The organism is Streptomyces sp. NPDC001530, from assembly GCF_042894545.1.
In the GTDB taxonomy this organism is placed as follows: Bacteria; Actinomycetota; Actinomycetes; order Streptomycetales; family Streptomycetaceae; genus Streptomyces.
Map to the genome: position 1 here is coordinate 156,161 of NZ_JBIAVS010000020.1, position 14,744 is coordinate 170,904.

Below are 14,744 nucleotides of genomic sequence, written 5' to 3' on the forward strand. Positions count from 1 at the left end.
CGTGCCTCACCCGCCCCAGAGCGTGACGTACCAGGAGGCCGGAACTGGGACGGTGAGACACCCGATACGACAAGACTCCCGACAGCTACCTCGCCAGTCTCCACCTGCACGCCTCGATGATCTGGATCAAAGACCTCACCAGGACCACCCGATGATCACGACTCGATACGCGCCCTAGACCGCTTCCTGCACAACCACACCGGCGGCATGATCGGATCCCTCTCCCACGCCATCCGCGGAGCCGCCCTCGACGCCATCCTCACCGGCACCGAGAAGATCACCAAGAAGAGTCTCCAGGCCATCCCGCTCGACCACACCGCCCACACCACAGCGTCCATGGCCACGAAGACCGCCGCCTACCGATGAACAGCGACCTGCCACCGCGTTTCGACCCGCTGCCGATCCGGCTCCGGCCCTGTCTCGGCGAATCCATCACCTCGTACATCCGGCGCCTGGCACACGCCAACCACCTCAAGCCCAGCTTCCTGCACTGCTACCTCTGCGGCCCACCCCAGTGGTTCGGAAAACCCCGTCTCGACATCCTCGCCATCGCCACGGGCCACACGCCCGAAGCGCTCCAACGAGCCCTGGCTGACGCCAACTCCCTCCGCGGCAGCGGCACCGACAGGCCACTCGGACGCTACCCCGGCAAGAACCCCTTCACCCAGCGCGGGCGTATGGCCCACCGCATCGCGCAGGACGCCCAACGCGGCGCACGGATACGCACCCTCGCCCAGCGCCACACCTCTTCGCCCCTGGGAAATCCGCGTGGCCCTGGAGATCCCCCGGCTGACCGTCCAGGGAAACGCTCAGCTGTCCGACCACATCACCGGCGAACTCGCTGACCTGGTCGAGAGCATGATCGGCAGAGGGCACAACAGGAGGCAGATCTGGCAAGAACTCCTCGACCAGCACGACTACTTGGTCACCTACGACAGCATCCACTACTACTACCGGCGGACACGCCGCCCCACGGCCGACCACGCTGATCACCGAAGCGGTGCCACGCGACCGCGTTGACAGCGAAGCCAGTCAACGCAGGTCAACGCCTTGCCTTCCACTGAACCAAACTCGCTGTCAACGGACACGAACGCCCGTCGCCGACGTGGCACCTTCCCACGCTCCGGATATGACAGTCGTTATAGGAGGCTGTAGCGTGAAGCTGTCTATAACGACTGTCATAGGAGGATGTCGTGACGATCATTACCGTGAACAGCCTCAAGGGCCGCCTGAGCCTGGAGCAGCGCCGCAAGCTGGCCGAGACGCTGACGGATGCGGTGCTCGTGCCGGAGGTGGGGCAGTTCGCTCCGCCCGCGCGGGTCGGGTTCCAGGTGCACTTCGTCGAGCGCGAGCCGGACATGATGGCGATCGGCGGACGGCTCCTCGCGGACATCGGCCCGGACGCCGACGTGATGGTGATCGACGTGGCGGTGATGGACGGAGACTGGCGGCAGGAGGTCAGGACCGCCGTCATCGAGCGCATCCTGGCCGCGCTGGCCGGCGCCTGCGGCCTGCCGCAGCCGGCGCCGACCTGGTGGGTCAACTTCCGCGTCATCGACGAGGGCAGCTGGGGCTCCAGCGGCAGCGTGCTGTCCATCCTCTCCCTCCTCGACACCGGTGTGTTCACCGAGGAGAAGGCCAAGGCCATCCGCGCCGCGCTCGGTGCGTGACGGCCCCGGTGTCCTAGCTCAGACACCAGCCGCAAAGTAGGTCGTGTGTAGGACCGGCGCGGCCTGACCGCGCTGTTCTGGTCGAACGTCAACCCGTACGGCACCTTCCGCCTGGACATGGACAAGCGCCTCGACCTGGGGCTCACGGTGCCCCGCCCCCGCACCCCTGCGGACACCGGCGGGGGCGGGCTCGAGGTATCAGCCGGCCGTGAGCGGTGGCGCGGAGGGGGCGGTCTCCTGGGCCGCGGCCCAGGAGGCGAGCAGGCGCAGGGCTTCTTCGGAGGACGGCGAAGTCCCCGGACCCCGCCTCGCTATCCCCGACCGAGCGTCACTCTGATGACAGAGAGCTACTTGTCACTTCGCCGTAGCTTCGGGGAGAACAGGGCCATGACTGAGCACTTCAGTGGGCCGCCCTGAGCATCGCAGGGGCTGGAGATCCCTACACGGGGGTGTGGCGCTTGGCCTCGGCAGTGATGATCTTCAGTGCCTCGGCGATGCGGTCGTGGTGGGTGCGGTGGGAGACCACGCAGACGCGCAGGGTGTAGCGGCTGTCGACCACCGTGCTGGAGAGCACGATGCGCCGGTGGCCGTTGATGCGCTCCAGCAGTCGGCGGCTCGCCGCATCGGCCCGCTCGGCGGCGGCCCGGCTGCCCTCGGCGGGGCGGAGGCGGAAGATCACGGTGGACAGGTCCGGGCGCTGCGGGACCTCCAGCTCCGCGACGCCGGACAGCGTGTCGTGGACGTGTTCGGCCAGGTCGAGCTTCTCGTCCAGCGCCTCGCGGAAGGCGTCCACCCCGTGCAGGTGCAGGGGAAGCCAGGCCCGCAGACCACGGATCTCGTGGGTCAGCTCGGGCCCGAGCTGACCAGAGTCCGGGACGCTCCCCGCCGCCTCCATGTCCTGGAGGTAGCTGCCGGTGCCATCGTGCGCGGCGTGCAGGGCGGCACGGTCGCGGACGACCAGGGCGCCGGTGCCGAACGGCATGAACAGGGTCTTGTGCGGGTCCAGGGTGATCGAGTCGGCCTCCTCGAAACCGGCGAGGCGTTCCTCGCCGCGTGCGGTGAGCCGGAAGAAGCCTCCGTAGGCCGCGTCGATGTGGAACCACACGTCCTCGCGGCGAGCCAGGTCGGCCAGCTGAGGCAGCGGGTCGATGGTGCCGGTGTCGGTGGTGCCGGCGGTGGCCACCAGCAGGAACGGCCGCAGCCCGGCGTCCCGGTCGGCGCGGATCATCGCGGCGGCGGCCTGGGGGTCCATCCGCAGGTCCGGGGTGTGCGGCACGGTACGTATGTGAGCCGCGCGGATCCCGGCGAGGCGGGCGGCCTTGGCGACGGAGTGGTGGGCGAAGGCGGTGGTGTAGACGGTGCCGCCGGCGAGATCCTCGCCGAGCCTGTTGTGGCGGGCGGCGACCGTCGCGGAGAACGTGGCCATCGAGCCACCGCTCGTCAGCAGTCCGCCGCTGCCCTCCGGCAGGCCGCACACCTCGCGGGCCATCCAGCGGATCACACTCTCCTCCAGCGCGGCGAGGGCCGGAGCCACCGAGGCCAGGCCGCCGTAGCGGTTGACGGCACGGTTGTAGAACTCGGCGAGCGCGGCCGAATACAGGCCGCTGCCCGGGATGTAGGCCAGGTGCCCCGGCCCGGCCGTCTCCAGCGCGCAGTCGGCGGCCTCGTCCAGGCGCGCGAGCAGGGCCTTCAGGTCGCTGCCCCGGGCGGGCGGCGGTGCCAGGAAGGACTCCACCAGCTCGGCCTCGGCCCGCGGCGACAGGGGGCTGCTCGCTGGGCGGGCCGCGAGCTGGTCGGTGCGGTCGACGACCCTGTCCAGGACGAGACGGCCCATCTCGGTCATCGCGGCGCGGTCGGGTTCCAGGGGGAAGGGGTGCATGAGGCAGTCCGATGTGCGTGAGAGGGGTACGAAGGCGCGGTCCGGCGTACCGGCCGGAGCGTGACCAGGATGCGCCGCCGAGCGCGGCATCCGATGGCGCAAACCGCGCCCGGATGGCCCTACGACGCAGGATTGTGCGCTGATACAGCCACTACGCTGCATTTCATGCCACGACCCCTGTACGACCGTATCGACCGGGCGATCCTGGACCACCTCCAGCGCCACGGACGCACCCCCAACGTCGACCTCGCCGAGGCCGTACGCCTGTCACCCTCGTCCTGCCTGCGCCGCACCAAGGCGCTGGAGGAGGACGGGGTCCTAGCCGGCTACCGGGCCGATCTGGACCGCGAGCGCCTCGGCCTCGGGCTGACGGTGTTCCTCTCCCTCAAGGTCGAGCACTCCCGCACCACCTCCCAGGTGGTCGAAGAGGCACTGAAGGCGATCGACCACGTGGTCGCCTGTCACGTGGTCTCCGGCGACGCCGACTTCTTCGTCGAACTCGCCGTGCCGGACCTGCGCACCTTCGAAAAGGTGCTCACCGACCAGATCCTGGCCATCGGTCCCGTTCGCGACGCCCGCAGCACCTTCTGCATCCGCACCGTCATCGACCGCGGCCCGCTACCCCTCACCTCCTGGCCCGCCCCGCGGGCATGACCGGACAACCCGGCTTCATCCGCTTGAGGCACACCACGATTCCCCGGCCCGAAGATGAATCAGTAAGCCGAGCGCCGCAGCGGCCAACTGAAGTACGTAATGGCACCGTCCTGCACATAGCCAAGCCGTCCGACCAGCAGACCGTGTTTCATAGGTGGTCGCTCATGAAACACCGGACCGCCTGGCGGTCCCTCGCCCGCGACAGTCATGCGGATGCTGCCCGAGCATGACGAGAAGGCCGCCACGGCGGTGAGCACGTGATCACCCGGCTACTTTGCGGCTGGTGTCTGAGCTAGGACTCCAAGGCCGTGACCTGGGAGCCCGTACATCCACCCTTGTCGAGCAGGGTGGATGCGCGGGCTGGAGCATGCCGCGCGGGCGGCTCAGCCATCGCAGCCCCGTCCGACGGGGCGGCCGAGGCATGGGACCCAAGAAGGGTTGAGCGTAACGAGGCGCCGACCGCCGGCCCGTTCAGTCCTTGATCGCGGCGGTGATGAGCGCCTGCAGCTGGGCGGCGGTGCGGTCGAGCGGCTCCGTGCTGCGCTTGGCCCGGCACATGGCCACCGTGCCCTCGACGGCCGCGACGATGAGCGTCGCGAGCTGCGTGGCCTGCTCGGCCCCGGCGCCGTGCTCCCGAAGCGAGGCGACCAGCAGGTCCTCCCACTGCTCGAAGACCTCGGCCGCGGCCGCCAGGGCGGGCGGGATCTCATCGGCCGGAGGCTCCTCGATGGCCACCGCCAGGACCGGGCAGCCCGCGTGGAAGTCACTCTCGACGACGATCTTCCGCCACAGCGCGAGGAACGCCCGCAGTCCTGCGGCCGGGCCCGCTTCCAGCTCCTTGCGCAGGCTACGGGCCACCCACTCTCCGGTGAACCGGACGGCCTCCGTGGCCAGTTGCTGCTTGCCCTCGGGGAAGTAGTGGTACGTCGAGCCGAGCGGTGCCTTGGCGTGCTTGGCCATCTCCCGGATGCTCGTGGCGCTCAGCCCGCGCCGGCTGATCATGTCGGCTGCACCCGCCACGATCCGCTCGCGCGACGGCGCACTGCTCTTGACCATCTCTGAGCACTCCCCTCTGGCTATAACAATCGTCATAGTCTACCGTGATCGAGGTCTATAACGAGCGTCATAGGAGCTGCCATGCCCATGATCCGGTTGACCGTGCCCACCGGTGCCCTCACCGAAGAGGGCCGCGCCACCGTCCAGCGCGACCTCGCCACCGTGCTGCTGTGCTGGGAGGGGGCGCCCGATACCGCCTTCTTCCGCGCCCAGGCGTGGAGCTACCTCGTCGAACTGCCCGAAGGCGCCCAGCGGACCGCCGAGGACGACGCTCCCCGCTTCCTGGTGGAGGTGACGGTGCCGCAGGGAGCGCTGTCCGAGCGGCGCAAGGCCGGGCTGGTCGAGGAGGCGACGAAGACGGTGCTGTCTGCCGCCGGCCTCGGCCCGGACGACGCGCTGCGGGTGTGGGTGCATGTGCACGAGCAGCCGGACGGCACCTGGGGCGCGGGCGGCTCCGTCATCCGCCACGCCGACCTGGTCGCCCTGGCTCAGCAGGACAGGGAGCGGGCCGATGCGTGAACTGACCTACGTCGCCCGGAACTCGGTCGAATGGCGCGAGGCCCCCGATCCCCGACTCCACTCCGACCGGGAGGCGATCGTCGCCCCGGTGGCCGCGACCTCCTGCGACGTGGACACCGCGATCCTGGCCGGACACGGCTTCATCGACCCGCCGTTCGCTCTCGGCCACGAGTGCGTGGCCCGGGTCGTCGAGACCGGCGACGCCGTCACGGCCGTTGCGCCCGGCGACCTGGTGGTTGTGCCCTGGTCCATCAACTGCGGCACCTGCGACCACTGCCGCACCGGGCTCACCGCCCACTGCACCTCCGTGCCGCACATGGCGATGTACGGCGCGCCGATCGGCGGGAGTTGGGGCGGCCTCTTCTCCGACCTGGTCCACGTCCCGTACGCGGACGCCATGCTGGTCCCGCTGCCCGCCGGCCTCGATCCGGTCGCGATGGCCTCGGCCAGCGACAACTGGTCCCTGTCCTGGCGCCTGGTCGCACCCCACCTCAAAGCCCGCCCCGGCGCCCGGGTGCTGGTCGTCGCCCGGGGAAGTATCGGCCTGTACGTCTGCGACATCGCCCGCGCCGTCGGCGCCTCCGACGTCCTCTACGTCGACCCCAACCCCGAACATCGCAAGCTCGCCGCGGGCTTCGGCGCCCGCACCGCCGAAGCGATCGAACCGGTCCGCCACGGCTTCGACCTCGCCGTCGAGGCCACCGGTCGCGTCGATCAGCTCGCTCTCGCCGTCAAGTCCCTTGCCCCGGAAGGCATCTGCGAATCGGCCGGCAACCACTTCCGCCCCGGCGAACTGCCGCTCCTCGACATGTACCTCACCGGCGTCACCCTGCGTATCGCCCGCGACAACGTCCGCGCCCACCTCCCCGACGCCCTCGACCTGGCCGCCTCCGGCACCGTCGCCCCCGAACGCGTCGTCTCCCACGTCCTCGACTGGGAACAACTCCCCGAGGCCCTACCCGAGAAGCACCTCAAGCCCGTCTTCGTCCGCGATCTCATCCCGCCCCCGACTGCACACTGACCACCACATCGCGATCCGCGACCACGCACAGAGACACCTGATGACCTCGCCCCTCACCACCCCGAACACCATCCCGCACGATCCGGCAGCCAAGGACCTCGCACGCCAACGGGACGCGATCGCCGCACTCGGCCACGAACTGCGACTGCTCGTCGACGCCACCGTTCGCACCGCAGCCTCCCCGGAAACCCTGCACCGCCTGACAGACGGCGTCCGCGCCCTCACCGGACAACTCACCGGCCACCGCCGCAAGCCTGCGGACATCCCCGAGGTCGACGAATTCCCAGGCGGGGTACGGATGTACAGCCCTGTCACCGGCACCGGCGGCCCGCTCGCGCCACCCATGCTGGTAACCCCAGCCGAAGACGGCCTCACCGGACAGTGCCTTCTCGGCATCGCCCACGAAGGGCCACCCGGCTACGGCCACGGAGGCATCAGCGCCATGCTCCTCGACGAACTGTTGGGCCGGGCATGCGCCGCCGCTGGAAGGCCGAGCATGACCATCTCACTGCACATGCGCTACCAGGGCCCGGTTCCCCTGGAGACCCCTTTGAGGGTGAGCGCCCGCGTCACCGGAACCGACGGCCGCAAGACCTGCGTGAACGGGGCGATCGCCACAGAAGGAGATCCCTCCACCATTCTGGTGGAAGCGGACGGCGTTTTCGTCACCCCCGACCCAGCGGCCGCCCGTGCGCTCTTTCCGGCTCTCGACAACACCACGTGGGCCACTGCCCGGTGAGGAAGAGACCCAGTCCAGAAGCCGAGGAACCTCAACACCAGCCGAGGTCGACTAAGAGCCGCTGGTCAGGAGCGCGTCGCGTGACGCGCCATTGAGGACCTACAGCAGCGAACCCAATCCGCAGCCGACTTTGCCTTCCAATCCAGTCATCGCAGGCCATGGGGAGCGAAGCAAGGCCAGTGCCACGAGTCCGTGTTGACAGCGAAGTTAGTCTGCGCAGGTCAGCGCCTCGCACCCGACTATCTTCGCTGTTAACGGACAGGTTACCAAGCCGTCACCGTCCAGGCTCCACAAGTTCAGATACTTCTGCACCGCCGGGTAGGCGCCGGTGACGGCGCTCGCGTCGCCGGTGTAGAGGTAGTGCGTCCACGAGGCCCTCAAGGTCCTTGTCCCTCCCTGACAGCAGGCGCCTCAAGAGTCCGTGCCCTGCTCTGTCAGCGGGTAGGGCAAGGCAAGGACCCCCAGGTCTCCACGGCGGTCACAGAATGGGGGAGGGACCGTCCGGGACCGTCAGCAGCGCCAGATGGGCGAGGTCTCCGGGTGGCGGTGTGGTCACCGACCAGAGCGGCGCGGGGGTTCCGTCGGCGACCGCGGCCGGGGCATCGGTCAGGTTCATGCGTTCACGCAGGCGGCCGTAGAAGTCCATCGGCCCCAGCCGTACGGCCCGCAGCCGGCGCGGGGCGGCGTACACGCCGATCCAGTCTCCCGGGTCCAGAACACCCCTCAATTGCCCGTCGATACTGACCGCGGCCGGACCCGACCGTTCGAGGACGCGCAGGCCGATGGGTTCGTCGGGGGCCGTGACGACCGAGCGGTTGAATACCATGTGTGGGGCGACCGGCGTGAAGATGAGGGCTTCGGCCCGCGGCGAGACGACGGGTCCGCCGGCGGCGAAGCTGTAGGCGGTCGAGCCCGTCGGGGTGGCCACCAGCAGCGCGTCGGCGGAGTAGGACGCCAGGAGCCGTCCGGAGACGTACACGCCGACCGACACCTGACGGTCCCTGGCCAGCTTCTCCAGGACGACGTCGTTGAGCGCGGTGACGTTCAGGGGGATGCCCCACTCGTCGTCGACCTCGCAGTCGGGCCGCACCTGGGGCGGCGGCAGGAGCGGCCCACGGCCGTACCGCACCCATTCCTCCATGCCCGCCGGCACCTTCAGTCGGCAGGAGGCCCGCAGGGCGAGCAGCATGCGGGTGTCGATCTTGAGCCGGTCCTCGCGCACCGCGTCGAGGGCCACACGCACCTGGGCGGCCGACACCTCTGTCAGGAAACCCACCCGCCCCAGATCGACGCCCAGGACCAGGGCGTCGTTCTCCGCGGCCAGCCGGGCACCGCGCAGGAAGGTGCCGTCCCCGCCCAGGGTGACGACGAGATCGGGATCGCCCGCCGCCTCCAGCTCCTCCCCGGCACTGCGCCGTCCGCCGTCGTGCCACACATCGATGTCCGTGCAACGCACGGCGTGCTCTTCGCACCACGCACGGACCACACGGGCCGCCTCCACGGCCTCCGCGCGTCCGCCGTGCACGACCAGGCCGAGCCGGTTCACCGTCATCTCCGCCTCCAAGGCATCTCGATCACCAGGGCGTGGCGGCGGGGCGGACCGTGCCCCACGTGTCGCCTTTGCGCGCGTAGTCCGTGGGCAGTCCCAGCAGCCAGTTCGCGCGGGTGCCGTACACCGTCGCATCCGTGACGGTCCGGATGGCGAGGTGGGCCGTGTCGCTCTCGATGTCGAGGGTCGTGTTCTTCTCGTCGATCGAGTGGTAGACGAACCGGCTCTCTCGCATCTGCGCCGGCCACTCGGCCTTCGGCTGCACGTAGCCGGTCATGTGGGTGAGGGTGAAGCCGTCGTCGAGCATGTCGTCGAGCGCCTCGGTGTCGCCCTCGTCCATCGCGTGCGGATAGGCACGGCGAGCTTCGAGGATCTCCTCGCGGGCGCTCTTCTGGCCGGTTGATGGCTGCACGGTGGCTCCTGTCGTTGCTGTGGTCCTGTCCGGGGCCGCGAACGTGGATGGTGATGACGTGGATCTGGACGACGTGGTGCACGAGACCGCCGGCACAGTCAGGGCCAGCCCGGCCGCCAGCCCCCACTCGTAGGATCGCCTCATCGACTCGGCTCCGCATTCTCCAGCGGGAACCTGCGGCCGTCGGTGACCAGGCGGTCGGCTTCGGTGGGGCCCCAGGTACCGGGCTGGTAGACGGCGGCCCCCCATCGGGGGGAGCAAGTTCCCTGCCGACGACAACAGCGCGGACGCGGGTCCCCGGACCGCGTGCCCTTCGGCGCCCTCTGTTTCGCGTCACGGATGTGTTCCGAACTCTTGACGGCCTTCTTATGACTGCGTAGACATGACTGCGTAGTCAGTCAGGAGGAGTCTGGCATCATCGGGCTCAACCGCGCGGCGATCTGGAGACACCATGACGCGAGAGACAGGACCGGGCCGGACCTCGGCCACGCCGCGCAGCGTGGACGTGGCCCGCTTGGCCGGGGTCTCGCAGAAGACGGTGTCAAGAGTCTTCAACGACGAGCCGTATGTCTCCGCCGACGTGCGCCGACGCGTCCTCGAAGCCGCGGAACAGCTCGGCTACCGGCTCAACAACGCCGCCCGGGCGCTGGCATCCGGGCGGACTCGCTCGATCGGCGTCGTCACGCTCGGCACAGCCCTGTACGGACCCGCCTCGCTGCTCATGGGCGTGGAGCGGGTCGTCCGGGACACGGGATACGCGCTGCGCGTGGTCAACACGATGGAAGGCGATCCGGCGGGCATCGCCGGTGCCGTGGACTCGCTCCTCGACCAGGGCGTGGACGGCATCGTCATCTCCGAACCGATCGACGAGGAGGGAGGCGACGGACAGGTTGCCCTCCGCGCCGACGTGCCGGTCCTCGTCCTCGGTGCGCCCTCGCCTGTCACCGCACCCACGGTGCTGACCGCGGGGGGCGGTGCCGACCTGATGGCCCGCACGGCCACCGAACACCTGCTGGGCCTAGGCCATGTGACGGTCCATCACCTGGCTGGCCCGCAGCGATGGTACGCCGCCCGGGACCGTCTGGAGGGTTGGCGAACGACGCTGACCGCGCAGGGCAGGGACGTACCTCCGGTAGTCGAGGGCGACTGGTCGGCCGCGTCCGGGTACCGGGCGGGACGCGAACTGGCCGAGGACCGTGACGTCACCGCGGTCTTCGCCGCCAACGACGACATGGCAATCGGCCTGATCCGAGCGCTGACGGAGGCCGGACGGCGTGTACCGGAGGACGTCAGCGTCGTCGGCTTCGACGACATTCCGGTCGCCGCCTACGTGACGCCTCCTCTGACCACGGTGCGGCAGCCCTTCGACGCCGTGGCGCAGGAGGGGCTCAAGCGTCTGGTGCACACCATCGAGAACCCGGATGCGGACCCCCTGCCGTCGAGCGACCCACCGGTCGACCTCATCATCCGCACCTCGACCGCGCCACCGCCGAGCCGGACGACCCCGGCCCGCGGACGGCGTACCGCCTCCCGTGCCCGCGGGGGCACGCACCATCCACCGCTCCCGAACGGAGGCCCGTCCACCCCGTAATGCGCACCACCGGTCGGCCCGGGCAACACACTTCACGGCCGGGCGTGTGCCCCCAAGACCAGCCGCTGTACCGGTCGCGCCCGCGCCCTTCCGGACGACCCCCGTCGCACGGGCGACGCAGGCCGCTTCTGAACGCAGCGGGACCTGAGTCAGGTTTCTGAATCTGCTTCCGCTCCCCCCTTCTCTCCCCCGGCCGCGGCCTTCACCCGCGCAGCACGTGGAACGCACGCCGGTCCCCGTCCACGAGGACGTGCACCAGACCGCGTCGGCGTTCAAGCCCCGGTCGTCACGTCCGCGCCTTGCCTCCACCACGCCACCGCACGCCCTCGCCAGGCGTGCCGTCACCTACGCCATCGGCGGGAGTTCACCATGCCCACATCCACGTCCGTATCCAGCCCTTCTCCGATGAGCCGTCGGCTGTTCCTCACCGCGACGGGAGCCCTGTCGCTGGGCGCCGCTCTCACAGCGTGCGGCGGCGGTGACTCCGGCGGTTCCTCCGCCTCCGCCAAGCCGGTCAGCCAGGCCGACATCGACAAGGCGATGAAGACGCCCACCGAGCTGACCTTCTGGACCTGGGTCCCGAACATCGACAAGGAGGTCGCCCTCTTCGAGAAGAAGTACCCGGCCATCAAGGTCAAGGTCGTCAACGCCGGCCAGGGCGTCACGCACTACACGAAGCTGCGCACCGCCCTGAAGGCCGGCAGCGGTGCTCCGGACATGGTGCAGATCGAGTACCAGGCCATCCCGACGTTCACGATCACCAACAGCCTGCTGGACCTGCGGCCGTACGGCGCCTCGGGGCTCAAAGGTCAGTTCGTCGACTGGACTTGGGGCCAGGTCAGCGGCCCCCGGGGCGAGGTCTGGGCGATACCGCAGGACACCGGCCCGATGGGCATGCTGTACCGCAAGGACATATTCGACAAGCACGGCATCCAAGTCCCCGAGACCTGGGACGAGTTCGCCGCCGCAGCACTCACACTCCACCGGGCCGACCCGGACGTCTACCTGACCAACCTCGCGGCGAACGAACCCGCCGCGTGGCACGGCCTGCTGTGGCAGGCGGGCGCCAAGCCGTACACGACGTCCGGCAAGAGCACCCTCTCCATCAGCGTCGACGACGCGGTCTCCAAGAAGCTCGGCGAGTACTGGGGCGGGCTCGCGAAGGAAGGGGTCATCAGCGCCGATCCGGACTTCGCCGACGCCTGGTACGCCGGGTTCAACAAGGGCAAGTACGCCACCTGGCTCACCGCGGCCTGGGGACCGGCCTTCCTCTCCGGATCGGCCAAGTCCACCGCCGGCAAGTGGCGGGCGGCCCCGCTGCCGCAGTGGGACGCGGCCAAGCCGAGCTCGGGCAACTGGGGCGGCTCGACCACCGCGGTCATCCGCTCGACCAAGAACCCCATCGCGGCAGCGGTGTTCGCGCAGTTCCTCAACAGCGACCCGGCCAGCGCAAAGATGTTCGCCACCGAGCAGTTCTTCTTCCCGGCCACCAAGGCGCTGCTCACGGACGCGGAGTTCGTCTCGGACGCCCCGCCCTTCTACGGCGGACAGAAGGTCAACCAGGTCTTCGCCCACATCAGCTCCACGGTCAACTCCTCCTTCCCATGGCCGCCGTTCCTCGACCAGGCGGCGACCGACTGGACCGAGACGGTCGGCAAGTCCCTCGCCGACAAGACCGACACGGTCCGCGCGCTGGGCACCTGGCAGACGCGGCTGACCACGTACGCCAAGAACCAGGGCTTCACCGTCAAGGGGGGCTGAGATGGCCTCCCCCAAGTACTCGGCTGCGCTCGAACAGGGGGCACCCCCATCCACCGCGGCCCGCGTCAGGAGGAAGCGCCGTACGGCCGGGCCGCTCTTCGTCGCCCCCTTTCTGGTGCTGTTCCTCCTGCTCTTCCTCGCCCCGCTCGGCTACGCCGCCTACCTCAGCCTGTTCCAGGAACGCCTGGTCGGCGGGACGGTCTTCGTCGGGCTCGACAACTACGTGCAGGCCCTGGGCGACCCCCAACTCCTCCACGGCGTCGGACGGGTCGCGCTGTTCTTCGTGATCCAGGTCCCTGTGATGCTGCTGCTGGCGCTGCTGTTCGCCCTCGCGCTCGACAGCGGGCTGCTGCGGCTCGCGCGCGTGATCCGGCTGGGCATCTTCGTCCCGTACGCCGTGCCGAGCGTGGTCGCCGCGCTCATGTGGGGCTATCTGTACGGGCCGGACTTCGGCCCGTTCGCCCAGCTGAGCCGGAAGCTGGACCTGCCGGTCCCCCACTTCCTCAGCGACGGCTGGATGCTCGGCAGCCTGGCCAACATCGTGACCTGGGAGTTCGTCGGCTACAACATGATCATCCTGTACGCCGCCCTGCGCACCATCCCCCAGGAGCTGTACGAGGCGGCCGCGGTGGACGGCGCCGGCGCCTGGCGAATCGCCTGGTCGATCAAGCTGCCGGCGCTCCTGCCGGCGCTCCTGCTCACCCTGCTGTTCTCCGTCATCGGCAGCTTCCAGCTGTTCAACGAGCCGAGCCTGCTGATGAAGATCGCCCCGGACGTCATCAGCAGCTCCTACACCGCCAACCTCTACGCCTACTCCCTTGCCTTCACCGGCCAGCAGGTCAACTACGCGGCCACGGTGTCCTTCCTCCTCGGCCTCGTCATCGTGATCGCCTCCTACGCCGTCCTGCTCACCGCGAACCGCAGGAGGACCCCGTGACGACGACAACCCCGGCGCCGCCGGTGGCACCGACGGCGGCGAAGCCGGTGCACACCGCTCCTTCCAAAAGGCGCCCGGCCCGCCGCAGTACCCCCCTCACCATCGCCATGCTGGCCGCCCTGGCCTACTTCCTCCTCCCTCTGTTCTGGCTGCTGATCGCCTCGACCAAGAACACCCAGGACCTGTTCAACAGCTTCGGCCTGTGGTTCTCGCACGCCCCGCAGCTGCTGGCGAACGTGAGGGAGACCTTCACCCAGGACGACGGGGTCTTCGTGCGCTGGCTGCTCAACACGCTGATGTACGCCGTCGTCAGCGCGCTCGGGGCCGCGCTGCTCGCGGCGGCCGGCGGCTACGGGTTCGCCAAGTTCCGCTTCCGCGGCGACCGGGCCGCCTTCAATCTGGTCCTCGGCGCCGTCATGGTCCCGACCACCGCGTTGGCGATCCCGACCTACCTGCTCTTCGCCAAGGCGGGTCTGGTCAACACCCCTTGGGCCATCATCCTGCCCTCCCTCGTCAACCCGTTTGGCCTCTACCTCATGCGCATCTACGCACAGGACGCCGTCCCGGACAGCATCCTGGAGGCCGCCCGTATCGACGGCGCCGGCGAGGCCCGGATCTTCTTCCGGATCGCGCTCAGGCTGCTGGGCCCCGGCCTGGTGACGGTCCTGCTGTTCACCCTCGTGGCGACCTGGAACAACTACTTCCTGCCGCTGATCATGCTCAACGACCCGGACCTGTACCCCATCACGGTCGGCCTCTCCTCCTGGGCCGCGCAGGCGCAGAACGGCGGCGCCGGCGCCAGCAGCGACATGCTCGCGCTCGTCGTGACCGGCTCCCTGATCTCGATCCTTCCCCTCGTCGTGGCCTTCCTCCTGCTCCAGCGGTACTGGCAGAGCGGCCTGGCCACCGGCGGCGTCAAGCAGTAGGACACGCAGCCCTCGTATCACTCCCTGTCT

At 69.5% G+C, this 14,744-nt stretch carries 14 protein-coding genes and 1 pseudogene; 11 read left to right on the plus strand and 4 right to left on the minus strand.

Annotated features, from left to right (window positions below; translation table 11 throughout):
- Window positions 1-162: 162 nt before the first annotated feature.
- The 3 genes and pseudogenes from ACFY0T_RS36055 to ACFY0T_RS36065 form a co-directional block, all read left to right on the plus strand.
- Window positions 163-366 (plus strand): annotated as a pseudogene (locus ACFY0T_RS36055) (hypothetical protein); the annotation flags it as partial.
- Window positions 367-768: 402 nt separating this feature from the next.
- Complete coding sequence (locus ACFY0T_RS36060) at window positions 769-1,020, plus strand: hypothetical protein (protein ID WP_388880486.1); 252 nt, start codon at window positions 769-771, stop codon at window positions 1,018-1,020.
- 173 nt (window positions 1,021-1,193) lie between these two features.
- Entirely contained in the window at window positions 1,194-1,670 is a 477-nt protein-coding gene (locus ACFY0T_RS36065) for a 4-oxalocrotonate tautomerase family protein (RefSeq protein WP_388880489.1), read from the plus strand.
- A 439-nt stretch (window positions 1,671-2,109) separates the two neighbouring features.
- Here ACFY0T_RS36065 and ACFY0T_RS36070 read toward each other — a convergent pair whose 3' ends face one another.
- Window positions 2,110-3,549: a pyridoxal phosphate-dependent decarboxylase family protein gene (locus ACFY0T_RS36070; protein ID WP_388880491.1), complete on the minus strand. Its 1,440-nt coding sequence runs from the start codon at window positions 3,547-3,549 to the stop codon at window positions 2,110-2,112.
- A 165-nt stretch (window positions 3,550-3,714) separates the two neighbouring features.
- Here ACFY0T_RS36070 and ACFY0T_RS36075 point away from each other — a divergent pair, with 165 nt between their 5' ends.
- The gene (locus ACFY0T_RS36075) at window positions 3,715-4,203 is read left to right on the plus strand and encodes an Lrp/AsnC family transcriptional regulator (protein WP_388880494.1); all 489 of its coding nucleotides are present in this window, start codon (window positions 3,715-3,717) and stop codon (window positions 4,201-4,203) included.
- A gap of 471 nt (window positions 4,204-4,674) precedes the next feature.
- Here ACFY0T_RS36075 and ACFY0T_RS36080 read toward each other — a convergent pair whose 3' ends face one another.
- Window positions 4,675-5,259: a TetR/AcrR family transcriptional regulator gene (locus tag ACFY0T_RS36080; protein ID WP_388880497.1), complete on the minus strand. Its 585-nt coding sequence runs from the start codon at window positions 5,257-5,259 to the stop codon at window positions 4,675-4,677.
- A gap of 81 nt (window positions 5,260-5,340) precedes the next feature.
- On the opposite strand from ACFY0T_RS36080, the gene ACFY0T_RS36085 reads away from it, so the two are divergent.
- From ACFY0T_RS36085 to ACFY0T_RS36095, 3 genes are read left to right on the plus strand one after another with little or no spacing between them, the layout of a single operon-like run.
- The gene (locus ACFY0T_RS36085; RefSeq protein ID WP_388880500.1) at window positions 5,341-5,778 is read left to right on the plus strand and encodes a 4-oxalocrotonate tautomerase family protein; all 438 of its coding nucleotides are present in this window, start codon (window positions 5,341-5,343) and stop codon (window positions 5,776-5,778) included.
- A complete protein-coding gene (locus ACFY0T_RS36090) occupies window positions 5,771-6,799 on the plus strand; it encodes a zinc-binding dehydrogenase (protein WP_388880502.1) in 1,029 nt (342 codons plus the stop codon). The genes ACFY0T_RS36085 and ACFY0T_RS36090 overlap by 8 nt, the downstream gene beginning before the upstream one ends.
- 40 nt (window positions 6,800-6,839) lie before the next feature.
- Window positions 6,840-7,538, plus strand: a complete 699-nt coding sequence (locus tag ACFY0T_RS36095) for a PaaI family thioesterase (protein ID WP_388880504.1) — start codon at window positions 6,840-6,842, stop codon at window positions 7,536-7,538.
- Window positions 7,539-8,016: 478 nt separating this feature from the next.
- Here ACFY0T_RS36095 and ACFY0T_RS36100 read toward each other — a convergent pair whose 3' ends face one another.
- Both ACFY0T_RS36100 and ACFY0T_RS36105 read right to left on the minus strand, forming a co-directional pair.
- Entirely contained in the window at window positions 8,017-9,090 is a 1,074-nt protein-coding gene (locus ACFY0T_RS36100) for an NAD(+)/NADH kinase (protein ID WP_388880507.1), read from the minus strand.
- A gap of 22 nt (window positions 9,091-9,112) precedes the next feature.
- Window positions 9,113-9,499 (minus strand): nuclear transport factor 2 family protein, encoded by a 387-nt coding sequence (locus tag ACFY0T_RS36105; protein WP_388880510.1) that lies wholly within the window; start codon window positions 9,497-9,499, stop codon window positions 9,113-9,115.
- 451 nt (window positions 9,500-9,950) lie between these two features.
- Between ACFY0T_RS36105 and ACFY0T_RS36110 the strand changes: the two genes are divergently transcribed.
- The 4 genes from ACFY0T_RS36110 (at window position 9,951) to ACFY0T_RS36125 (ending at window position 14,714) form a co-directional block, all read left to right on the plus strand.
- A complete protein-coding gene (locus ACFY0T_RS36110) occupies window positions 9,951-11,090 on the plus strand; it encodes a LacI family DNA-binding transcriptional regulator (RefSeq protein WP_388880513.1) in 1,140 nt (379 codons plus the stop codon).
- Window positions 11,091-11,459: 369 nt separating this feature from the next.
- Entirely contained in the window at window positions 11,460-12,851 is a 1,392-nt protein-coding gene (locus ACFY0T_RS36115; protein WP_388880516.1) for an ABC transporter substrate-binding protein, read from the plus strand.
- A 1-nt stretch (window position 12,852) separates the two neighbouring features.
- Entirely contained in the window at window positions 12,853-13,788 is a 936-nt protein-coding gene (locus tag ACFY0T_RS36120; protein WP_388880519.1) for a carbohydrate ABC transporter permease, read from the plus strand.
- The gene (locus ACFY0T_RS36125) at window positions 13,785-14,714 is read left to right on the plus strand and encodes a carbohydrate ABC transporter permease (RefSeq protein WP_388880522.1); all 930 of its coding nucleotides are present in this window, start codon (window positions 13,785-13,787) and stop codon (window positions 14,712-14,714) included. The genes ACFY0T_RS36120 and ACFY0T_RS36125 overlap by 4 nt, the downstream gene beginning before the upstream one ends.
- Window positions 14,715-14,744: the final 30 nt, after the last annotated feature.